Raw genomic sequence first — 22,775 nt, 5'->3', positions numbered from 1 at the left:
AAATGGAAAACAGAATTGAATTGAAAAAAGGTGCCAGAATGGAAACGAAATCAGTAGTAAAAATAGGTATGCTTTCTGCTATCGCATACATCATAATGTTCCTGGAATTCCCTATTCCGATATTTCCCGCATTCCTTAAGCTTGACTTTTCAGACATACCTGCACTGATAGGCGGATTTGCAATATCTCCGATAGCCGGAGTCCTTATACAGCTTATAAAGAATCTGATACACTTCATCACAAAGACGTCTACAGGAGGCGTTGGGGAGCTTGGAAACTTCATAGTAGGAGCTTCGTATGTATTTGCAGCAAGCTATTTCTACAAGCTTCATCACAACAAGAAAGGCGCTATAATAGGATGCCTCGCAGGAACTGCAGCAATGACGGTAGCAGGGGGATTCTTCAATCTTTTCGTGCTTCTTCCTTTCTATTCAAAGATAATGCCGGTAGAGGCTATAATAGCAATGGGAAGCGCTATAACACCGCTTATTCATGACCTTCCATCGCTTGTACTTTATGGAATAGTTCCATTCAACATATTCAAGGGTATAGTAGTGAGCATAGTTACCATACTGATATACAAAAAAGTGTCACCAGTGCTTAAGAAAAGATAATATAATAAAAATTTCAGCAAAGTGAGCTAATATTTAAAAGAAGAAGGGTGGACGTCACGTCCACCCTTTTAGATTGCCCTGAAAACAGTATTAGAAAAAACGTGTCATGAAAAACCTGTTAGTAAAAATTTATATAGAAAAAAGAAGCTCGCTGTACGAAGGGTATGGCATGAGCTCTGAAGGCAGCAGCATCTCTATCTCGTCTGCTGACGTCCGGAGAAGGTTCATGGCAGAGGTGACATCCTCTCCCATGTATCTTGCAGCTTCCTGAAGATCTAAAATGTTTCTTGAGCGTGTAAGCATAGACTCAAGCTCGTCAGAGCGTCTGATGAGGGAGTTTGCAAGAGATGAAAGCCTTGAAATCAGAGAGTGGGATGGAATCCTCTCCGAAGTAGCAGTAAATTCAGCCAGTCCGCTGTGATAGTTTATGAGAGTCTGCGTGTATGCTATCGCAGAAGGAAGGATATCCTTTCTAACTATGTCAAGCATTGTAAGCGCCTCTATGGATATTACCTTGCAGTAATTATCAAGCATCACCCGGCACCTTGATTCGGCTTCCTCCCGAGTGAATACGCCGTGAACAGAGAAAAGGGAAAGGCTCTTTTCGGTGCAGAGCTTTCGAAATGCATCTGCGGAAGACCTTATGTTTTCGAGTCCACGATCGCTAGCTTCCTGCTCCCACTGCCTTGAGTATCCGTTTCCGTTGAATATTATCCTCTTGTGGTTTCTAATGTCTTCTCTCAGTATTTCCGTGACGACCCTGTGAAGATTATCCATGCCGCAGCCGGAGAGTAAGGATTCAAGCCTGTCGGCAAATTCCCTGAGAGAGTCAGCCATTGCTGTATTGAGTATTATGTTAGGGCCGGAGAGTGAAAAGCTGGAGCCAGGCATCCTGAATTCAAACTTGTTTCCGGTAAATGCAATAGGAGAGGTCCTGTTTCTGTCCGAGGTATCCTTTTTGAAGTCGGCCAGGCTTCCCGCGCCGGAGCGGAACATGCTGAGCTCTCCTCTTATGAATTCTGATCCGCCTTCTATCGAATCCAGGATCGAAGAAAGCTCATCTACGAGGAATATCGAAACTATAGCAGGAGGAGCCTCGTGCCCTCCAAGGCGGTGGTCATTTCCGGCACCTGAGACAGAAGCTCTCAGGAGGTCTGCGTGACGGTCGACTGCCTTTATGAAGCATGAGAGCATTACAAGAAATACCATGTTGTTTTCAGGGCATGGACCAGGCTCAAGAAGATTTAGCCCGGTGTCTGTACAAAGCGACCAGTTATTGTGCTTGCCGCTTCCGTTTATTCCAGCAAAGGGCTTTTCATGAAGAAGGCAGGCAAGAGAGTGTTTTTCTGCTGTTTTCTTCATCATTTCCATTGTAAGCTGATTGTGGTCGACAGCCAGGTTTGATTCGGTAAATACAGGGGCAAGCTCGTGCTGAGAAGGAGCTACTTCGTTGTGCCTTGTCTTTGCGTATATTCCGAGCTTCCACAGCTCGGTGTCGAGCTCTTTCATGAACTCGGATACTCTAGGCTTTATGCTTCCGAAATAGTGGTCTTCCATTTCCTGTCCCTTGGGCGGCTTTGATCCAAAGAGGGTCCTGCCGCAAAGCATCAGGTCTTTCCTCTTCCTGAAGACCTCCCTGTCGATGAGAAAATATTCCTGCTCAGCGCCAAGGGTAGCTGAAACCTTTCTGACATCACCATGACCCATTAGAGAAAGCACCCTCAGGGCCTGTATGTTAAGGGCCTCAAGGGATTTCAGCAGCGGGGTCTTCTTGTCGAGCACCTCTCCGCTGTATGAGCAGAATACGGTAGGGATGTACAGCGTAGAATCCATTATGAATACGGGAGAAGCAGGATCCCAGGACGTATAGCCTCTTGCCTCGAAGGTGGCCCTGAGGCCTCCTGACGGAAAGCTGGATGCGTCAGGTTCTCCCTTTATAAGCTCCTTTCCTGAAAATTCCATCACTATCTCATTGTTTTCTGACGGCATGATAAAGCTTTCGTGCTTTCCGGCAGTTATGCCTGTCATGGGCTGAAACCAGTGAGTATAATGAGTGGCGCCCTTTTCTATGGCCCATTCCTTCATGGCATTGGCGACGTGATTGGCAGTCTCCAGGCTGAGAGGGCTGTTTTCCTCAGCAGTTTTCATGAAGGTGCTATATACATCTCCTGGGAGCCTGCTTTTGAGAGTCTTGCTGTCAAGCACCATGCTTGCAAACAGTTCGGGTATATTCTTCACTTTTTCTCCTTTCGTAAGCAAATATCTATAAAAGCGGAATGCCTGATTTGCTGCAGATGTCGAGGGTATCCTCATCCCATATCGAGGACTGTACTTCTCCTATATGGAGCTTTTCAAGAAGCAGCATGGAGAGCCTCGACTGTCCGATTCCTCCACCCATAGTCAGAGGAAGGACTTCGTCTATAACCATGGAATGAAACTTCAGTGTCCTCCTGTCATCGCAGAGTGATTTTGAAAGCTGGTAGTCCATAGCCTTTGAATCAACTCTTATTCCCATGGAGGATATCTCGAATGCGCACTGGAGGGTCTCGTTCCAGAAAAGTATATCCCCGTTGAGGCTCCAGTCATCGTAGTCAGGAGCTCTTCCGTCGTGCCGCTCGCCTGATCTGAGGAGATCTCCTATGTTCATTATGAATGCAGTCCTGTGATCTCTGAGAAACTCGTTCTCTCTTTCCTTTGGCGAGAGCTCAGGGTACATGTCTTCAAGCTCCTGAGATGTAACAAAGCTTACATCCTTTGAGAGCTCAGTCTCGAGCTGAGGGAACTGCTTCTTCAGCACATTGTGGGTATTTACGGCTGAGTCTACGATCTTTTTTACCGTATCCATCAGATAGCAGCGGTTTCTTTCAGCTGGGGATATTACCTTCTCCCAGTCCCACTGATCTACATATATGGAGTGAGTGTTGTCCATCTCTTCATCGCGCCTTATGGCATTCATGTCTGTGTAGAGTCCCTCGCCGCTTTCAAATCCGTAGCTGTGAAGCGCCATGCGCTTCCATTTTGCAAGCGAGTGCACTACCTCTGCATCAGTGCCGGTTTCCTTTATGTCAAATCTTACCGCCCTCTCAGTGCCGTTAAGGTTGTCATTTAATCCGGTAAGCGGGTCTACGAAAAGCGGAGCAGAAACGCGCTTCAGATTTAGGGAAGCTGCAAGCCTTGTCTCAAATTCTCTCTTAAGTATTCCTATTGCAGTCTGGGTTTCATACAGGCCGAGCGCAGGCTGGTATGAGGGGCTGATATAAACTTTGCTCATGATTTTCTCCTTTTCTGTATAAAAAAAGACGCCGCGGGTAATAACCGCAGCGCCATTGCTGATGCTAAAGATTATAATGGCATACAGAATATTTTGTCAACTGTTTTTTCAAAAAATTTAAAAATCATCATGATTTATGTTGACATGAAGCCTCTGATTATTATATAATTTTTGAAAGAACAAAGGCGTTCATCAGATGTGCAGGTAAACCAGGTTGCCGGCAGATTTGATGGACGCCTTTTTTAGAAAGGAAAAGCCATGGATACTACCATTAATGAGGTTCTGCAGTTTGCAGAGGAGAATGATATAAAATTTGTGCGCCTTGCCTTCTGTGACATATTCGGGACAGAAAAAAATATGGCGATAATGGCAGATGAGCTGCCAAGGGCATTTAAGTACGGGATTTCTTTTGATGCATCTGCTGTAAAGGGTTTCATGAATGTGAATGAGTCGGATCTTTTTCTTTTTCCGGATGCTTCGACTATTTCGGTGCTCCCTTGGAGCCCCGGTGGAGGAAGAGCTCTCAGGATGTACTGCAATATCAGATACCCGGATGGCAGGCCTTATGAGGGAGATTCAAGAAAAATCCTTGAGGCGGCCACCAGAGAAGCAACTCAGATGGGATATGAAGTAAAGATCGGAGCAGAAACTGAGTTCTATCTGTTCAAGCTGGATGAGCATGGAGAGCCTACGACGATTCCTCATGACAGCGCCGGTTACATGGACATACCTCCAAGAGACAGGGGAGAGCATGTAAGAAGAGAGATATGTCTTACGCTTGAGGAATTTGAGATAAAGCCGGTATCATCGCATCATGAGCAGGGCCCAGGTCAGAATGAGATAGATTTCAGATATGCCGATGCGCTGGAGACGGCAGACAGCCTCATAACCTTCAGATCAGTAGTAGAAATGGTAGCCGGGAGGAACGGGCTTCACGCCAGCTTTACGCCAAAGCCGATCCCAAATGTCAGCGGGAGCGGATTTCACATAAATATGTCGCTCTTCAGGGACGGCGGCAACATATTCAGTGAAGAAAGCCAATACAGAAACGATGCAGAGAGCTTTATAGCAGGGATACTGTGCAGAGTGGAGGAGATAACGGCCTTTCTGAATCCGAGCCACAATTCATATGAGAGATTTGGGTCATTCGAGGCTCCCAAATATATCAGCTGGTCCCATCAGAACAGGTCGCAGCTTATACGGATTCCTGCGCAGGGAGGCGAATATGCGAGAATGGAGCTTCGTTCTCCGGACAGCACATGCAATCCATATATAGCATTCGCGCTGCTCATCTATGCAGGGCTTGAAGGAATAAGAGAAAAAGCCTTGCTTCCAGAGCCGGTAGACGAAAACCTGTTCGAGAATGCCGAAGCAAGAGAAGGCCTCAGGGTGCTTCCCGGAAATCTCTATGAAGCGGTCGAAACAATGCGAAAAAGCAGCTTTGTCAGATCAGTGCTTCCGGAAAGCACTGTGGACAAATTTGTAGACACTGTCATAAAAAGAAAGGATTAAAAGACTGAGAGGTAATCATGTTGGAGAAGATAATGATCGTATCAAGTGCATCCATGGGAGAAGAAATGCTTGGCAGCATCTTAAAGTCGACCCCATATTCCAGCATGATAACAGCAAAAAGCTCGGCCGAGGCCAGAATGAAGATAAGAGAAGACAATGTGGGGATAGTTCTTATAAACTGTCCTCTTTCTGATGAATTTGGGATAGATCTCGCGGAAGAAATCAGCAGGATGAGCAGCAGCGCAGTAGCACTTATAGTAAAGAGTGAGCTCGTGGACCAGGTAGAGCACAGGACCGGAAAATTTGGAGCATTCGTAATACCAAAGCCGCTTTCAAGGCAGGTACTGCTTCAGTCGATGAAGATGCTTACGGCTACAAGAAAGAGAATACAGGGCTTTCAGGATGAAAACCTGAGGCTGAGGGAGAAGATAGACGAGATAAGGCTGATTGACAGGGCCAAGCATGCGCTGATCCAGTATCTTGGGATGAGTGAGCCACAGGCACACAGATATATTGAAAAACAGGCCATGGATATGAGAATCACCAGAAGAGAAGTGGCAAACACGATACTCAGCATGTATGAAAACTGATAAGGAGACAGATAGTGACTAAATACGTATTTGTAACAGGCGGAGTTGTATCCGGACTGGGAAAAGGAATAACGGCGGCTTCACTTGGAAGGCTTTTGAAAGCAAGGGGCCTTAAGGTGGCAGCGCAGAAGCTGGACCCATATATAAACATCGATCCGGGAACTATGAGCCCGTATCAGCATGGAGAGGTTTTTGTGACCGAAGACGGCGCAGAGACTGACCTCGACCTGGGACATTATGAGAGGTTCATAGACGAGGACCTCAACGAATTTTCAAACCTCACTACAGGAAAGGTGTACTGGAACGTTCTCAGCAGAGAAAGAAGAGGAGACTATCTTGGAGAGACGGTTCAGGTCATACCGCATATAACTGGAGAGATAAAGCAGTTCATATATAATGCATCTTCCACGAAGCAGGCCGATGTGCTTATAACTGAAATCGGAGGGACTGTCGGAGACATCGAGAGCCAGCCATTTCTTGAAGCGATAAGGCAGGTAGCGATAGAAAAGGGAAGGGAAAACTGCCTTTTCATACACGTGGCGCTCGTGCCGTATCTTAAGAGCTCATCTGAGCACAAGTCAAAGCCGGTTCAGCACTCAGTAAGAGAAATGAGATCGCTTGGACTGAGTCCGGACATAATCGTAACGAGAAGCGATGAGAGCATAGGAGAAGGAATAAGGCAGAAGATATCTCTGTTCTGCAATGTAAAGCCTGACTGCGTCATAGAGAATATAACGCTTCCGGACCTTTATGAGGCTCCGCTGATGCTTGAGGAGCAGAAATTTTCGAGCATAGTATGCAGAGAGCTGGGAATATATCCAGGGGAAGCAGACATGTCGCAGTGGAAGGCGATGTGCGAAAGAAGAAGCAGGGCAGCGGATGAGGTCTGCATTGGGATAGTAGGAAAATACGTAAGCCTTCATGATGCCTATCTTTCAGTTGCAGAAGCGCTCAGGCATGCAGGATTTGAAAATGACGCAAAAGTAGACATAAAATGGATAGAGGCAGAGGAGCTTATGATGCCTGAGAGCAGCTTAATGGATTCTCTGGAGGAAAATCAGGAATCAAGGCTGGAAAGAATGCTGGGAGACCTGGATGGCATACTTGTGCCAGGCGGATTCGGAGACAGGGGAGTAGAAGGAAAGATACTTGCCTGCAGTTACGCAAGAGAAAATGACATACCATATTTTGGTATATGTCTGGGAATGCAGATTGCAGTGATAGAGTTTGCAAGGAATGTGCTTGGCCTAAAGACTGCAAACTCTGCAGAGTTTGACAGAGATACAGAGCATCCGGTAATCGACTTTATGCCTGACCAGAGCGGAGAGATATCAAAGGGAGGAACCATGAGGCTGGGAGCTTACCCCTGCATTGTAATGCAAAATACAAGGCTTGCAGATGCATACTTCTCGAACGAGATCTCGGAGAGGCACAGGCACAGATATGAATTCAATAATGTTTACAGAGATGAATTCACCGAAGGGGGCATGGTTTTCTCAGGTACCTCTCCTGATGGAAATCTCGTAGAGGCAGTAGAGACGGCATCAAACAGATTCTTTGTGGGAGTGAAGTATCATCCCGAGTTCAAGTCGAGGCCTAACAAGGCACATCCTTTATTCAGGAGCTTTATAAAGGCAGCAAAGCAGTACAGATCAGAAAAAAGTAAGGAATTAAAGATTTATACAAGATTGTAGATTTATACAAGATTGTAGATTTATACAATATCTTATATTTAAAGCAAGAGAAAGAGGTGGACGTCATGTCCACCTCTATAATTTTACAGCAATTTAAAGTATAAGCTTCCTGATATCATAGTAAATTCCCGATATGGTACTAAAAAGTAAATCTTGAGGTAAGGTCTTTCAGAATCTCTGACTGGCTGGAGAGCTCTTCGCTTGCCGCAGAGCTTTCCTCTGCAGTCGCGGAGTTCGTGTGAACCACAGTGCTTATCTGATCAAGGCCCTCGAGAGTCTCTGAAAGTGAATCAGCCTGAGTTCTTGATGCCTCTGAAATCTGGTCTATCAGCGATACTGTCTTGTTAACGCCCTCTATAACTTCTTCAAGTACTGTTCCTGTCTCTGACGCCAGAGCAGTACCATTTTTAACTGCGCGGAGCGAATCTTCGATGAGAGCGGTTGTGTTCTTTGCAGCCTCTGAAGATTTAGTGGCAAGGTTTCTTACTTCGTCTGCAACTACTGCGAAGCCCTTGCCTGCGCTTCCTGCTCTTGCTGCCTCTACGGCTGCATTGAGCGCGAGTATGTTTGTCTGGAATGCTATGTCCTCTATGGTCTTTATGATTTTTCCTATCTCAGATGATTTAAGGTCTATTTCTTCTATAGCTTCTATCATCTCGACCATCTTCTCATTGCTCATGTTGGCTGCATCTCCTACAGTCTTTACGTACTGAGCGGCATTTACTGCATGCTGTGCGTTCTTGTTAACATGGTCAGAGATTTCGTTTATGGTAGCTGCCAGCTGCTCTATTGAGCTTGCCTGCTCCGTAGTTCCCTGAGCAAGGAGTTGCGATCCTCCAGCGACCTGATCGGCCCCGCTTGCTACCTGAGACGATATCTGTGCAATTTCGCCTATAAGATGGCTGAAGTTTGATGAAGTCTTGAGAAGAGATTCCTTTATCACGGCAAACTCTCCGTCATATGAATGCTGAAGCGATATGTCGAGCTTTCCGTTGCCCAGATCATCGAGCGCGGATGAGATTTCCTCTATATAGTCTATATAGTTCACAAGCCTTGATGTGAGAGATTTCAATGAATTTGCAAGGTGTCCGACCTCATCATCTGACGATACATCTATCTCTATGTTGAGATTTCCTGCGGCAATCTCGTTTGTTATCTCAGTCAGCCTTCTTAGAGGCGCCACTATGCTTCGGGATGTCATTAAGAGCGCTGCAAAAATAAGAAGGAGACAGAAAGCATAGAATGTAACCAGATAGTTTCGGGTGGAGTCGATTACATGAGTGTATTCCTTTTCCGGGACGATTGAGATTATCTTCCATCCGGTATAACTCTCTTCGCCGACGATTCCATACGAATCCTCTGTTCCGTCATTGAAATGAATCACCTCTCCGCTGAGGCTGCTTATCTCGTCTATCATGTTCTGGCTGAATCCTATCTCAGTCACCGGCTTAAGGACAAGGGCTTCATCCTTGTGTGCAAGCACGGTTCCCTGCGAGGAAACCAGCATCTGATGACCGGATTCATATGAGCTCTCAGCATCTGTTACCATGCCGTTAACCACAGATATCTGTATATCTACGGCAGCTACTCCGACTATCTCGGAGCCATCGTATACCGGGGCTGAGATAGTGAGCACCATGGAGCCCGTGTCGACGTCCTGATAAGGCTCTGTTATTATATATCCGGCATCTATGTCGGCCTGATCCGTAAACTAGTAGCTTTTCTCTGAAAGGTCAAAGCTCTCGTCTCCAACCCAGTCTCCTCCGTCAAACGCCAGGTTTGCTTTTGAGCTGGCAAGGAAAAGGGACAGTATGTTTTCGCTGTCAGTGGCAGTAGAGGCTGCCAGCATCGAGTGGGTGCTGCCGTAGTATGGCGACTTTGTAAATTCGGTCCTGTCTACTCCAGAAGAGAGAATTCTTATTACGTTCTCATCCCTTGCGGCCTTCTGAACCATTGATATGTACTTCGTAAAATAATTGTTGACATCTCCTACGATATTATTGGTAGAGACCTTTGCGATGGAGTTCTCGCTGCTCATTATTACCTTGTCGATCTTGTTGATCACAAAGCCTCCTGTAACGAGCATGGCAACGAGTATGATTCCTCCGATTATGGTGAGAATCTTGGTTTTGATGCTTTTCAATACTTTTACCTCCTTGAATTTTGATGTATTTCGCAATTGTTGTATTTATAAACTTCAATTATTGTAATATAATGAATTGAAGCAGTTATAAAAGACATTATATATCAAAATTAAATTTATTTCAATGAATTATAAAGGAGAAAAGAATGATAGAGCTATCTACACAGGGAACAGTAAGGAAATCTGAGATATATGCAGAGCGGGGAATTTTCAGGCAGGCAGCGCAGATATGCATGGAGAAGTTCAGGATGAACAGAGTGCATATAATAACAGACGAAAATGTCGAAGGCCTGTATCTGGAAACACTTATAGGAGATTTTGCAGACATAGCATATGCACCGGCTGATGGTATATATGGAGATGGTGAATCTGAGGCCGAGTATGAATTTGATGAGGAAAACATCGCATATCCTGATTTTGAGATAAGCTACTCGGTCATTCCGCCGGGAGAAGCCAGCAAGAGCCTGAGCACGATTGCAGACATATATGACAGCCTTGCCGAAGCGCAGATAACGAAAGATGATCTGATAATAGCTCTTGGAGGAGGAGTCGTAGGAGATATATCCGGGTTTGCAGCAGCAACATATATGAGAGGAATAAGGCTATGCCAGATACCATCTACGCTGCTTTCTCAGGTAGACTCATCTGTAGGAGGAAAGTGCGGTCTCAATCTTGCTCAGGGAAAGAACCTGGTCGGGACCTTCTATCAGCCAGATCTTGTGATTGCAGATCCTCTCCTGCTGAACAGCCTCAGCGAGGAAGATTTTGCAGACGGCATGGCAGAAGTCATAAAATATGCGATTGCCTGTGATCCTGAACTCATGCCCCTTATACAGGATTTCATATCAGAGGGAGGCTCAGCACAAAAAAGCTCAGGTATCCTCACTGAAATAATAATAAGATGCATAAGGGCAAAGGCTGATATCGTAGAGAAAGATGAGCTTGATCAGAAGGGCATCAGGAATGTGCTGAATTTTGGACATACCATAGGCCATGCAATTGAAAAGCTCTCCGGATATGAAGGCTACACGCATGGACAGGCAGTGGCTGCGGGAATGGTATATGCCATAAAGATGTTCTCAGGCGAAAACAAGGAGGAGCTCCTCTCGATGCTTACCTCACTCCTTAGAGAATTCGGACTGCCTGAAGAAACTCCGTTCTCATCTGCAGACATAGCGGAATCTGTCATGAGCGATAAGAAGATGGATTCAGAGGGATATATAAGCTTTATTGTACTGAAGGATATTGGAGTTACTGAAATCCAGAGGAAAACTCCATCTCAGATACTGGAGGCGCTCCAGGAAATACAGAGGCGTTAATGATCAGAGCACCATATTGAGTGTGAATACATTATCTTTAGCCTCAAAGCAGCAGAAGCCTCCGTATTTTTCCGCTATCGACATCATGCTCCTGGTTCCTATGCCATGATTGTGCCTGCCTGAATAAGGCAGGCCATTTATTATATGGACCTTTCCTTCAAAGCGGTTTATGATCCTGATGCATATCCTGTCATCAGCCATGCTGGCAAGCACGCTTATTTTTCTATCCTGGACATTTTTGATTTTTAAAGATGCATTTATCGCATTTTCAATCGCATTTGAGAATACAAGGCAGAGCTCAATAACATCTATGTTTACAGACTCAGGTACAGAAACCCTTACCGATACATCGATATTCTCTTCCCGAGCCTTGTGTATGTACTTTGAAAGTATGGTGTTCAGTACATAATTCTCACAGAAATATTCAAATTCATACGCTTTTATAGTATCTCCAATTTCAGCTATGTGATAGATGGATCTTTCGGCATCGTTTTTAGAAATTGCCTCATAGATATCCTGGAACATGGATACGGTCTGATTTCGAAAATCCTCAAGATCGCGGAGCTTCTGATTTATGGAGTCTACTGATTTTTTCTGAAACTCGGTGTGAATACGAAGTATCTCGTTTGCCTTGGTCTTGTCCTGGTATCTGCAGGCATTAAGAAAATACACGTTTATGACTTTATAGACAGAGACCGCCATAGCAAATATCAGTATGCTAACAAGTATATAGTCGTTATCAAAGTTGGGGCTGAATGGCTGAGAGTGAATCAGGAATAGTATTATGCAGAATGATGCTGGTATAGTCGCAAATTTTGCCCAGCCTCTGTCTATTCTGTGTATGATGTCAAAAAATGATTTTCGAAAGAAGAACAACACAAAACTGCATATCAGCATGAAGGTATAGAACTCCATAAGAAGATAGACGCTGTCTCCCTGAGCCAGCACTCTCGAAACAGAGGTAAAGAATATGAGCATGAGGTTTATCCACCAGGAAGTGAAAAAGATGAATATCTGCCTGTAGCCAGATTCCGAAGAAATCATGTCCTGATACAGGAACATTACGGCGGGGATGGTCAGCAGGAAAATCCTGTGAGGAAGCCCAACATTAAACCTCAAAACGAAGTACATATTTAAAATAAAATTAATTAAAATTGAAAAAATCGTTATAATCAAAGACTTTCTGACGCTGTATCTAAGCGGAGTTGCCAGAAATGTTATTATTGAAAAATAAGTTATTCCTGTAAAAAGAGATACTGTATTTAAGAGCTGATCCATTACTGTCATTTCACCTCATGATTATTTTGTTCTGAAAATCTGCAGTTAAGGTCTTCGATGTATTTTTTTGCCATATCGACATCTCCTGAAGAGATCATCAAGCTTATCATATTAAGATGATGGCGCATGTCGTGCCGGTATATCCGCAGTGAATCAAGGCGACTGAGCACGTCCATGTATTCCTTTTTCTGATATTCCTTCTGAAGCTCGAGCATCTCCGCGTCCTTCTGGAGCAGCAGGGTCGAAGATATGTCCCTGAAATAAAGATATATTACGTAATATATGATAAAGCACAGAAGAAACAGGAGAAGGTTAATCCTTATATGAAGCATGTCACTGTCAAAGTGGAGCGAAAAGGCATTGAACCTGAAAAGTGCTATATTGAAGAGAAAGGGAAGTATGCACAGCGTCCCCCAGTTTTCCTGGATTTCATAAATCATGTCGGTGAACGGCTTTTTTATATATGTCTTCAGTATAAGCAAGAAAGCGACTATTATAAGAGTCTGTACAGCGATATAAGCAGCATATCCGCCAGAGAGAGCCGATGTCGCTCCGCCTGTTATAAATGCCGCAAACCGGTTGAGTACATACGTAGTCAGAAATACAAAAGTGAATCGGAATCCTCTTACCGATGACAGAAGATAGCCTGTTATGTAGAGCGAAAAAGCAGAGATTAGCCAAAGCAGCTCTTCGAGAAGTGGAAATTCCATGTAGTAAAGCATGCCATTCATCAGTACCATTGTGGATACTGTTGCAGATATCATTGCAGCAACAGTATCCTTTAAGGAATACGCAAGGGGCGTCAGCGTAATCAGTATTATGCCTGACAGGATCATGTTCATGAAGATGCTCATGAGATAGATTGAATCAGAATATAAAGTGTTCATATGTATAATTCCCTGTAATATAAAAATTTCAAATATGGTTAATATTTCAATGATAGTATAACACAATATGAGGGATTATCAAAAGTAGCAGTTTTGTAGTGACTTTATTGAGAGTTTTTGATAAGATTAAATAAAGTGCGATATTAAAAGGAGAAGATGTGATGGCGAAAGTAGAACTGACAAATATGGTGATGATTGTGGACAGAGAATCAAACAGAGTGCTGGTTCAGGAAAGGACAAAAAGTCCTGAGGGGATTACTTTTCCGGGGGGTCACGTTGAACAGGGAGAGAGCATAGTAGATTCTGCAGTAAGAGAGGTAAGGGAAGAAACTGGGCTTGAGGTGAAGAATCTGAAGCACTGCGGAGTTATCCACTGGTGCAATACGGACAGCAATGAAAGATACCTGGCATTTCTTTACAGGACGAGCGATTACAGCGGAAAGCTGTCTCAGAATGCAAGAGAAGGAAGAGTTTTCTGGACGGAGATGGAGAAGCTTGAGAGCATGGAGCTTTCGGAGAATTTTCAGGAGTGCCTGCCGGTTTTCCTTGTTGAGAATTACAGCGAAGGATTCAGTCAGTGGAACAGCTCGCAGCAGAATCCCATGGAATACAGATAGATTTAAGGCTGCCGGAATTATGAATGGACCGGGATACATAAAAATCAGTTACAGTGTAATACAGAAAAAGCAGATGACCCGAACTTTTTCAGGATCAAACTTCCTGAAAAAAATCCGGGTCATATTTTTTTACATCATGAGGCTGCAGACATCATTTGCATATTCCACAGGGTCCTCCACTGAAAGTCCTTCTATCAGGAGTGCCTGGTTGTAAAGCACTCTTGCAATCTTTTCAGCCTTTTCTCTGTCATTTGCGAATGCATCCTTGAGCGTTTCGAATATCCTGTGTGAGGTATTTATCTCGAGGATTTTTTCGGCCTTTGCACCTGCGCCGTCCGGCATCATGCTGAGCACCTTTTCCATCTCTATGGAGAGCTCGCCCTCGCTTGAGAGACATACCGGGTGGGTCTTTAGTTTTTTGGATGCTTTTGCGGACTTTATCTTTCCACCGAGGGACTCCGCTATGAAATCAAACAGCTCCTTATTTTCGTCTGATTCCGGACTGTCCTCCTGTGATTCGTCATCCTTTGCTTCAAGATCCAGGTCGCCGCTTGAAATGGATTTGAATTCCTTCTCGCTGTATGTTCCAAGCATCTTTATTGCGAATTCATCCACCTCGTAAGTGAAGAAGAGCACCTCATAGCCCTTGTCTGCAAAAACCTCGAGCTGAGGCAGCTTGGCTATTTTGTCAACAGTCTCTCCTGTAGCGTAGTAGATATATTTTTGGTCCTCATTCATTCTTTCTACATATTCCTTAAGCGTCACGAGCTCTTTTTCAGTTGAGGAATAGAACATTATAAGGTCCTGGAGCATGTCTTTGTTCATTCCGTACTCGCTGTAGAGTCCGAACTTGAGCGTCCTTCCGAAGGCTTCGAAGAATTTTACATATTTTTCTCTTTCATCCTTCTGCATCGAGAGCAGTTCTTTCTTTATCTTTTCCTTAATCTTCTTGGATATGAACTGAAGCTGTCTGTCGTGCTGAAGCAGCTCTCTTGATATGTTGAGCGACAGATCCTGCGAATCCACTACACCCTGAACAAAGCCAAAGTACTCAGGAAGCAGGTCCTGGCATTTCTGCATGATCATTACATTATTGGAGTAAAGCTCCAGACCTCTCTCGAAATCCTTGGAATAGAAGTCAAACGGCGCTCTGCCCGGTATATAAAGGATAGATGTGAAGCTCGAAGCCCCGTCCACGCTGTAGTATATCGATTTTAGCGGCTTATCGAAGCCGAAGTGCTTTTCGTTGTAGAAATTCTCGTAATCCTCATCGGTTATCTCAGACTTGTTCTTTTTCCATAGCGGAACCATGCTGTTTATCGTTTCTTCGCCCATCTTCACCGGGTACTTGATGAAGTCGGAGTATTTTTTCACGAGGCTCCTGATCCTGTAGTCCTGAAGGTACTGGTCATAGTCGGTCTCATCCGCATTGTGCTTTATCTCAAGGATTATTGTGGTTCCCTCGTGCTCTCTTTCACATTCCTCTATGGTGTAGCCGTCAGCGCCTTCTGAAACCCATTTGAAGGCCTTTTCTTCACCGGCCTTGCGGCTTATCACCGTAACTCTGTCTGACACCATGAAGGCAGAGTAGAAGCCTACCCCGAACTGTCCTATTATGTCGATCTCGTCCTTTGATTCAGAATCGGTCTGGGACATCTGCTGCTTGAATGCGAGCGAGCCGCTTTTTGCTATAGTACCGAGGTTTTCTTCCATGTCCTCCATATTCATTCCGATTCCGGTATCCTCTATCGTGAGGGTACGCGCATCCTTGTCTATGGATATGTTTATATAGAAATCATTCTTGTCGAAGGTCACGTTTTCAGAGGTCAGTATCCTGTAGTAGTTCTTGTCTATGGCATCGCTTGCGTTGGAGATGAGCTCTCTGAGGAATATCTCCTTGTGGGTATAGATTGAGTTGATCATCAAATCCAGAAGCCTTCTGGATTCTGCCTGAAATTGTCTGGTCTGCATAAAAATATCTCCTTTTCATAATATATTCACGTTTTATTAGCACTCTTTGACGACGAGTGCCAACTCCTGATTATAATTTTACCAAATACCGATGAAAAGTCAAGATTTTATGATATTTTTCTCGATCGTAAGCGTAAGCTCGTTTATGGATTCAGTGAGGCTGTCCATCTTGCTTTCAAGCCTCATCAGCACATACATGCTTACGGCTATAGGAAATCCGAAATTGCTCATCTGAAATATAAAGTCTTCCATCTCTTTCTCCTTTCCGGATTTATTGATATGCAGCCAGGCTCAGGCATCATATTTAAATATGGTCAGATATGCTGGAAAAGGGAACTGAAAGAAAAAAGAAGGCTGTTTTGGGTCGAAAAAAAGACCGGGCTAACGGCGGCGCATCTAAGGGATTTAATCCCTTAAAAAATTCGGCATAGTCGGTTTAAATATCGGCTATGCCGTTTTTTCTTGAGGCTTCGGAAGTTCCACTGCTCCGATACAGTTGAAAATCACTTTAATATGCTGTTTCCTGTGACCGTTGACTATCTCTGCCTTGTAGACAATGATTTTCTCAATAAACTGCCGTATTATCTCCGCATCCAATTCCTTGATGTCTGTGTACTTCTGCACCAGTGACAGGAAGTGTTCAGCATTGAGGGATTTTTCTTTTGTGCTTTCAAGGAATTGCTGTAGTTCTGTAACACGGTTTTGTAGCTGTGCCTGTTCGGTTTCATAGGTAGCAGTCAACTTCATAAAACGCTCATCGGAAATTTTGCCTACCACATTGTCCTCATAGAGCTTTTGGATGATGTTGTCGAGAGCATCAAAACGTGTCTTTGCCTGTTCGTATTCCTTGCGGCTATCTTTTAGTTCCCGCTCAAGTTCTCGCTCCGAGGTGTCTGTCACAAGCCTGATAAATTCATCCTCATGCTCCCTTGCGAAGGTGGTAACCTGTTGTAAATGATGTAATAAAAGTTGCTCTACAACTATATTCCGTATTTGATGAGAACTGCAGCCGCCTTTTTTCTTGCGGTAGGTTGCACAGACAAAGTATTCTTTATCATGCTCCCAACCACGCCCTCGCACTTGGTACAGCTTGTTTCCGCAATCAGCACAAAACATCATGCCGGAGAGAATGCCCATCTCGCCCATCGGGGAAAGTCTGCGCCTGCCATCACGGATTTTCTGCACGATATTGAATGTTTCCTCATCTATTATGGATTCATGCGTATTCTCGAAAACTTGCCATTCGGATGGGTCATTCTTTATCTTCTTTTTCTGCTTATAGGACTTACGACGCGTTTTGAAATTCACTGTATGTCCAAGGTATTCTTGCCTTGACAACATCCGGGCAATTGTGGAATCCCTCCATATATACGGGTCATCGTAGGCTTGCTTTGCAGGAACTGCGATGCCTTTTCTTTTACCATAAGCAACAGGATTTTCAATTTTCCGTTTTTCCAACTCGTTAGCAATCTTGGTGGGTCCGAGACCGCTTATGCAAAGGTGGAATATTTCTTTAACTACGACGGCTGCTTCCTCATCCACAATCCAATGTGTCTTATCCTCCGGGTCTTTTATATAACCGTAGGGAGGATTGGTACAGAGTGGTTTGCCTGATTGACCTTTTGCCTTAAACACGGCTCGAATTTTCTTGCTCGTATCCTTTGCGTACCATTCGTTGATGATATTGAGGAATGGTGTAAAATCGCTATCCTGCTGACTGGCACTGTCTACACCGTTATTGATGGCAATGAAGCGAACATCAGCTTCAGGGAAAGCTATCTCAGTGTAGTAGCCTACCTTCAGATAATCTCTTCCAAGACGGCTCATATCCTTTACGATTATGGTTCCGACATTGCCCGCGTCCACCTCAGTGACCATGTGTTGAAAATCTGGGCGGTCAAAGTTCGTACCGCTGTAACCATCATCCACAAAGAACTGTGTATTCGGGAAACCGTTGTCATCAGCGTATTTCTTGAGTATTGCTTTCTGATTGATGATACTGTTGCTGTCTCCTTGTAACTCATCGTCACGGGAGAGCCTACAGTAGAGCGCCGTTATTTTGCTCTCATTCATCGCAGTAGTGTTGGGTTGTCTATTCATTTTTTCCTCCTTTCCGACAACCCTCAAGCGGATGTTATATTACCGTACTACTGCGGGTAAGTCGAGTAATATTCTTAGGAAATCTTTGAACACTCGGATAACTTTAAATTGCTTAGAATCAGTCGTTTCACCTTATCATAAGCTGTTTCCTTTGCGTTCTCGCTGACCTTTGCCTCAACGATATACAGCGTTCCGTCTATCATGGTTTTTGTGATATGAGGAACAGGGGTGGTCTTGCATTCTGCCATATTTACGTATCTCCTTTCTACCCGGTGGGGGCGGTCACATCTCTGGGTGAAAAATTATCGGACAGCGGTGTGGGGCTTCGTGTGAAAAAACGCAGATTCAAACGGGGGAATAGCCCCAAAGGGGTGGTGAAAGTGCCCTAATGCATACTTTCAGACACTTTCACTGTTAATTGCCCGCTTACAGAGCTATCTGCAACACTTTAATGGCATCCTGGCGGATAAGCTTTCCATCAAGGAACTCAAAAGCAAGGTAGCCAATCTGGTCATTCAGTGCAAACTTCTCTGAAAGCGTCTTGATACTGACCGGACTTCTGCCAATAACCCAGTAGTAGCTAAAATCTCCAAAGGCAATCGGCTTACTGCCAACTTCTGTATTTGGCATATATTCGGAGATAATAACCTTTTTACCGAGGATAGTATCATCGCTGTCTCTCCAGAGATAGTTCCCGGCACTGTCCTTCAATGTGCGCAGAGCCAGAGCGGTTTCATCGTTCATAAGCCATGCGACGTTTTTACGATACTTCGGCTTTACAGAAAAGTACAAACCTATTACATTATCGTAGGTGATTTGAGCGGTAGTAATGCCCACATCTGCTCCATTGGTATCGCTTAAGATCCCTGTGGGCATTTGAATGCCGGTGCCATTGATAAAGGCATTGTCCTCAGCTCTCCCGAAGTTCTTAGCAAAGCGGTTAATCAGGTAGTTTTCAATATCGAAGCTGGCATCATGTATAAAAGATTCGTCCATTTTTACGAAAGCAGCCAGTTTCCAGCTATCCACAGTGTTGATGGTGAAATCATCAATCCCATCGTAAATAGGGATGGCTTCACCTTCCGCCACCCACTGGGCAAAGTCAGTGCTGTCCTTGGCGAAAATACGGTGGCCAGAGCCATAGGCTTTGATGAAAGTGCCGATATTGCGGAACAGGCTTTCTTTTTCAAGAGCAGCCATGTACTTATTACTGGCACTATTCGGCAATTGATAAGTGCCGGTTTCAGTACTGCCTTTTGAGAGTCCGGCATAACTGCTCTCACTGCCGCGCATGGCATTCCAGAAATGCTTGTCATATTCTGGCGAGCCGGTATAAAGTAATCTTTCAGTATAATTCATAATATTTTCCTCCTTAAATTTTGATGTGAGTTTATACTGCTTTGCCGGAATGATAAGTGTATCCGGCATAACGGCAGTATTCTGATAGGTCATCGTAGCCGTTGACATGGACATTAGACTGCCCGTCAGTGACGGTATAGCGAATTTCCTTTGTTACAGTCACGGGTTCACTGGTTCGGCTGCGAAGATGGATTTTGCCTTTGGAACTGCTGTGATTTCTGCCATAAAGTAGATCAATCAGATTCATGCTGTTTTCCTCCCTTCATGAAGATGTATCCGCGCATCTTGCAGAAGTTTGTAGCTTCTGTATATGAGCAGAAGTAAAACTCGGATGCTCCGTCTAAAACTTTCCACTGAGCAGGTTCAGCGTTTTTGCTCACGAAAAGCACTACCGGTTTCATATCCTTGCGGCGGTACAGCGAGACACCATCATAGAGGTCATCGCCAAAATCCGATGGACTACTTTGTTTTGTGATCTCGCTGTAGGCATCCATCATGCCGATAATTCTGAATTGCTTCATCTTCTTTTCCTCCTCTGGTTTTTAATAAGGGATAGCTGGGTTAGGGTTTATCAGCACATACGCACCACCGCCTTTCATGTTCACAGTGGGGCAAGCTGTGGCAGGAAATATATATAATCCTCTATAGAGATATTGATTTTTGAAATAACCATATTTAATTGCCACATAATGCCCCATGTGTTTATGTTAAGAATTCAGATATCAGCTTGTAGCCGATAACCATTGTGGTTTTCTCACCGCCGGTGCGTGGACGCTTTCGTTTGACATCGGCAACGGCAGCAAGACTTTGCTTGAAATTCTTCATGCTTTCAGGATATTGACCATTTTCGCCGCACCAACATCTGTATCTTTCGTATACGGTAGAAGTGCGCTCTTCAGCAGTTCCGTCCTGTTCCATACAATCCTCAACAAAAAGCTGGATTTTATCGCTGTCATGGTGATACTGGGCAGTGGCGTTCTTTACCGATTGTGGCAATGCAAGACCATCTGCGTTTAGCATACGATAGCCATCAAGCAACCAGTTTAGGATTGCGGATTGCACTTCCGGTTTAGCAAATTCGTCCTTCAACGTTCGGTCTTGCTCGGCTTCCTCAAAATGACGTTCAAAGGGAACAATGATGATACGCCCACTGGTGAATATCGTCATATCATTGATAACAGGCAGGTAGTTTGTGTTGATGTAAAGTTTGAACTGAGGTTTGAAATCAAAGCTATTTTCATGCAGAAACCTTGCGTTTATGGTGTCGTTACCCGTCATGCTCTTCACCTGCGCAGCATTGAGTACCAAGCCTTTACCCGGCTCCGGGATATTTACAAAGCGCACTCCGGCAAGCCTTGCAATGTCCTCGCTTGGCTGAGAACTGTTGGTGCTGTTCTTCATAGCGATGGTTTCCGGCTTAGATGAACAGCCGTAGCTACCGAACACCTTCAACACGCTTTCGCACAGCGTTCCTTTGCCATTCCGGGTGCTGGCACCGTAGAGGATGGTCATGTATTCATGCCGGGTATCTCCCGTCAAACCGTAGCCGAGGATTTTCTGTAAGAACCGGGCTCTCTCTGCATCACCGCTTGTGATTTCATAGATGAATGAATCCCAACGCTTACAGCGAATACCCGGTTCGAATTTCACAGGTGTTATCTTTGTCAGCTTGTCCTCGCTGCAATGCTCGGAAAAGGTGCCTGTGTCCATATGCAAGGTGCCGTTTTTGCAGTTGAAAGCGTAAGAATCAGCATCGAACTCCTTAACGGATATGGGATGGTGTACCTGTGCATCCTTGAGGATATTCACGCGGTAGCCGTGGGACTGCCATTTTTTAATGTGGTCTATATAACCTTTCCGCTTATGCTCATCCTTGATATTCAGAGCGTACATATACAGAAGGTCTGCCAAGTCCATACATCGCTTCATCGCTTTCAGATTCCCGACATCCGATCTCCAAATGCCATCCTCGTAGCAGAACCACATCCTGCGTTCCGGCACATAGCGGAGGGTGTCTTTATGGAAGTCTGCAAACAGTCTGCCTGCACCAATATCTGTCCAGGGATACTGGCTTGTGTTCTCTAGTTTCATTTCCTCAAGCCGTGGCATCTGTTCATCAAAGTCCTCGATGGCACTGTTTCGAATGATAGGTGTATAGAAATTTGTCATACCACTGACGGCATTTTGAATGGTGATACTGCCGTAGGTATCACCGCCACGGCGGCTATCCCACTTGTCACGCATCAAACTGGACTGCCGAAACAGTCTGTCTATCTGCTCATAATTTCCATTACAATAGAAAGCGAGAATAGAACAGAGTGCCTGATCTGCTTCGCTCTGTGAGGGGTATCCTGTTATTTCTCCCTCCCACAGTTTTTTGAACTTCTCGCCGTTCTTGGCGGTCAAAGCCTTATCCAGTACGCTCTCATCGGATAAGTAACTTTCTCTCTCCATGATTTCCGCAGACACTTTTGGAGTAGGGCGTTTCATGTGGGTGTCGAGCAGCCATTGCAAGGCTTCTGCACATTCAATGACATCGCCGTTTTGATACACATTGCCTGTGACGGTCACAAAGCGTGTGGTGACATTGGGAACATAGACTTCGATATTACCTCGCTTGATGTAGTAAATTTCTGTATCGTATGTGTATCCATCCGAAGCTAAGCAAAGAATACGCAAGCCTGTACCGCTTGGGCTAATTTCGATATATGTTTGTGGGAACTTCTGAACAATGGCAAGTGCCCACGGCAGTGTTGTGCCGTCTTTGATGCAATGGTCAAGGTCGATGCCTATAATGCCATTTGATACACGGATTCCGATACCGCTGTAGTTCGAAGATGCTGCAACAGCAGTAGTAAAATCAGTAAAGGTTGAAGGCTCAGATACGCTGGCTCTGATCCCTGTCCTTGGGTTATATGGAACCTTGGTTTGTTTGTTATTTACGGTCTCGTACCGCCAGCAGCAGAACTCGGCATTGTCTTTGACATACTGGGGAATGTTGTTAAAATTCATTTTGTTGTTCCTCCTTAGGTATTTCTGCCGCTCTGCTATTCAAAGGACAGATGATATGTTCAGAGGGAGATTTTCTTTCCTCTACTAATAGCCGAAATATTTAACCCCCTCACTATTCACAGGACAGTTATCGCAAACTTGAACGACTTTTTAGAAAAATATTTTTGTCCCTACTTTGTAGCCATGGGGAAAGAGTAAATCTGACGATTTTGGAAAAACTTTTTGTCTTTTACCTACATGCGAAAAATCGAATTCTCTCGAACCTTCAGAAAACAAAAATGACACCCGTAAAGTTACGGATGTCGAAGAAAAGCAGATAAACCGAGAAATTAAATCAAAATTCCTGCGATATTAAATATTTTTATTGTTATTGCCATGATTTGATGATATAATATTGGATATATTTTG

20 protein-coding genes are annotated in these 22,775 nt (G+C 44.5%); 6 read left to right on the top strand and 14 right to left on the bottom strand.

Annotation, left to right across the window (positions count from 1 at the left end):
* Positions 1 to 2 precede the first annotated feature (2 nt).
* Complete coding sequence (locus AC4PGZ_RS11790) at positions 3 to 614, top strand: ECF transporter S component (protein WP_492158810.1); 612 nt, start codon at positions 3 to 5, stop codon at positions 612 to 614.
* Positions 615 to 743: 129 nt separating this feature from the next.
* Here AC4PGZ_RS11790 and AC4PGZ_RS11785 read toward each other — a convergent pair whose 3' ends face one another.
* Positions 744 to 2,852, bottom strand: a complete 2,109-nt coding sequence (locus AC4PGZ_RS11785) for a glutamine synthetase III family protein (RefSeq protein WP_492158809.1) — start codon at positions 2,850 to 2,852, stop codon at positions 744 to 746.
* A gap of 25 nt (positions 2,853 to 2,877) precedes the next feature.
* The gene (gene asnA, locus AC4PGZ_RS11780; RefSeq protein WP_492158808.1) at positions 2,878 to 3,885 is read right to left on the bottom strand and encodes an aspartate--ammonia ligase; all 1,008 of its coding nucleotides are present in this window, start codon (positions 3,883 to 3,885) and stop codon (positions 2,878 to 2,880) included.
* 258 nt (positions 3,886 to 4,143) lie between these two features.
* Here asnA and AC4PGZ_RS11775 point away from each other — a divergent pair, with 258 nt between their 5' ends.
* Genes AC4PGZ_RS11775 through pyrG form a run of 3 tightly spaced genes read left to right on the top strand, consistent with a single transcriptional unit; the run spans position 4,144 to position 7,681 of the window.
* Entirely contained in the window at positions 4,144 to 5,397 is a 1,254-nt protein-coding gene (locus AC4PGZ_RS11775; RefSeq protein ID WP_492158807.1) for a glutamine synthetase family protein, read from the top strand.
* A gap of 17 nt (positions 5,398 to 5,414) precedes the next feature.
* Positions 5,415 to 5,987 carry an ANTAR domain-containing response regulator gene (locus AC4PGZ_RS11770; RefSeq protein WP_492158806.1) on the top strand — a complete coding sequence of 191 codons (573 nt, stop codon included), beginning with the start codon at positions 5,415 to 5,417 and terminating at the stop codon, positions 5,985 to 5,987.
* Positions 5,988 to 6,001: 14 nt separating this feature from the next.
* Positions 6,002 to 7,681, top strand: coding sequence for a CTP synthase (gene pyrG, locus AC4PGZ_RS11765; RefSeq protein WP_492158805.1), 1,680 nt, complete (start codon positions 6,002 to 6,004; stop codon positions 7,679 to 7,681).
* Positions 7,682 to 7,820: 139 nt separating this feature from the next.
* On the opposite strand, the gene AC4PGZ_RS11760 is transcribed toward pyrG, so the two are convergent.
* Positions 7,821 to 9,356, bottom strand: a complete 1,536-nt coding sequence (locus tag AC4PGZ_RS11760; protein WP_492160275.1) for a methyl-accepting chemotaxis protein — start codon at positions 9,354 to 9,356, stop codon at positions 7,821 to 7,823.
* A 36-nt stretch (positions 9,357 to 9,392) separates the two neighbouring features.
* A complete protein-coding gene (locus AC4PGZ_RS11755; RefSeq protein ID WP_492158804.1) occupies positions 9,393 to 9,824 on the bottom strand; it encodes a hypothetical protein in 432 nt (143 codons plus the stop codon).
* Between the two features lie 146 nt (positions 9,825 to 9,970).
* Between AC4PGZ_RS11755 and aroB the strand changes: the two genes are divergently transcribed.
* Positions 9,971 to 11,143: a 3-dehydroquinate synthase gene (gene aroB, locus AC4PGZ_RS11750; RefSeq protein ID WP_492158803.1), complete on the top strand. Its 1,173-nt coding sequence runs from the start codon at positions 9,971 to 9,973 to the stop codon at positions 11,141 to 11,143.
* Positions 11,144 to 11,146: 3 nt separating this feature from the next.
* Here the strand turns inward: aroB and AC4PGZ_RS11745 are convergent, their stop codons facing one another.
* Together AC4PGZ_RS11745 and AC4PGZ_RS11740 are read right to left on the bottom strand one after the other, a co-directional pair.
* Positions 11,147 to 12,430 carry a sensor histidine kinase gene (locus tag AC4PGZ_RS11745; protein WP_492158802.1) on the bottom strand — a complete coding sequence of 428 codons (1,284 nt, stop codon included), beginning with the start codon at positions 12,428 to 12,430 and terminating at the stop codon, positions 11,147 to 11,149.
* Positions 12,427 to 13,308: a sensor histidine kinase gene (locus tag AC4PGZ_RS11740; RefSeq protein ID WP_492158801.1), complete on the bottom strand. Its 882-nt coding sequence runs from the start codon at positions 13,306 to 13,308 to the stop codon at positions 12,427 to 12,429. The genes AC4PGZ_RS11745 and AC4PGZ_RS11740 overlap by 4 nt, the downstream gene beginning before the upstream one ends.
* A 161-nt stretch (positions 13,309 to 13,469) precedes the next feature.
* Between AC4PGZ_RS11740 and AC4PGZ_RS11735 the strand changes: the two genes are divergently transcribed.
* Positions 13,470 to 13,925: an 8-oxo-dGTP diphosphatase gene (locus AC4PGZ_RS11735; protein ID WP_492158800.1), complete on the top strand. Its 456-nt coding sequence runs from the start codon at positions 13,470 to 13,472 to the stop codon at positions 13,923 to 13,925.
* A 129-nt stretch (positions 13,926 to 14,054) separates the two neighbouring features.
* On the opposite strand, the gene htpG is transcribed toward AC4PGZ_RS11735, so the two are convergent.
* The 8 genes from htpG to AC4PGZ_RS11695 all read right to left on the bottom strand — a co-directional run bounded on the left by htpG (position 14,055) and on the right by AC4PGZ_RS11695 (position 22,367).
* A complete protein-coding gene (gene htpG, locus AC4PGZ_RS11730) occupies positions 14,055 to 15,896 on the bottom strand; it encodes a molecular chaperone HtpG (RefSeq protein ID WP_492158799.1) in 1,842 nt (613 codons plus the stop codon).
* Between the two features lie 99 nt (positions 15,897 to 15,995).
* Positions 15,996 to 16,148, bottom strand: coding sequence for a YvrJ family protein (locus AC4PGZ_RS11725; protein ID WP_492158798.1), 153 nt, complete (start codon positions 16,146 to 16,148; stop codon positions 15,996 to 15,998).
* Positions 16,149 to 16,343: 195 nt separating this feature from the next.
* The gene (locus AC4PGZ_RS11720; protein WP_492158797.1) at positions 16,344 to 17,996 is read right to left on the bottom strand and encodes a recombinase family protein; all 1,653 of its coding nucleotides are present in this window, start codon (positions 17,994 to 17,996) and stop codon (positions 16,344 to 16,346) included.
* A 74-nt stretch (positions 17,997 to 18,070) separates the two neighbouring features.
* Positions 18,071 to 18,244, bottom strand: a complete 174-nt coding sequence (locus AC4PGZ_RS11715; protein ID WP_492158796.1) for a transposon-encoded TnpW family protein — start codon at positions 18,242 to 18,244, stop codon at positions 18,071 to 18,073.
* 178 nt (positions 18,245 to 18,422) lie between these two features.
* The gene (locus tag AC4PGZ_RS11710; protein ID WP_492158795.1) at positions 18,423 to 19,355 is read right to left on the bottom strand and encodes a phage major capsid protein; all 933 of its coding nucleotides are present in this window, start codon (positions 19,353 to 19,355) and stop codon (positions 18,423 to 18,425) included.
* 31 nt (positions 19,356 to 19,386) lie between these two features.
* Entirely contained in the window at positions 19,387 to 19,602 is a 216-nt protein-coding gene (locus AC4PGZ_RS11705; protein WP_492158794.1) for a hypothetical protein, read from the bottom strand.
* Positions 19,589 to 19,876: a hypothetical protein gene (locus tag AC4PGZ_RS11700; protein WP_492158793.1), complete on the bottom strand. Its 288-nt coding sequence runs from the start codon at positions 19,874 to 19,876 to the stop codon at positions 19,589 to 19,591. The genes AC4PGZ_RS11705 and AC4PGZ_RS11700 overlap by 14 nt, the downstream gene beginning before the upstream one ends.
* Before the next feature lie 181 nt (positions 19,877 to 20,057).
* Positions 20,058 to 22,367: a phage/plasmid primase, P4 family gene (locus AC4PGZ_RS11695; RefSeq protein WP_492158792.1), complete on the bottom strand. Its 2,310-nt coding sequence runs from the start codon at positions 22,365 to 22,367 to the stop codon at positions 20,058 to 20,060.
* Positions 22,368 to 22,775: the final 408 nt, after the last annotated feature.

Source organism: Proteocatella sp. QWL-06, assembly GCF_058684135.1.
Note: the sequence above shows the minus strand (reverse complement) of the source record. Positions and strands in the feature narration are given on the sequence as shown.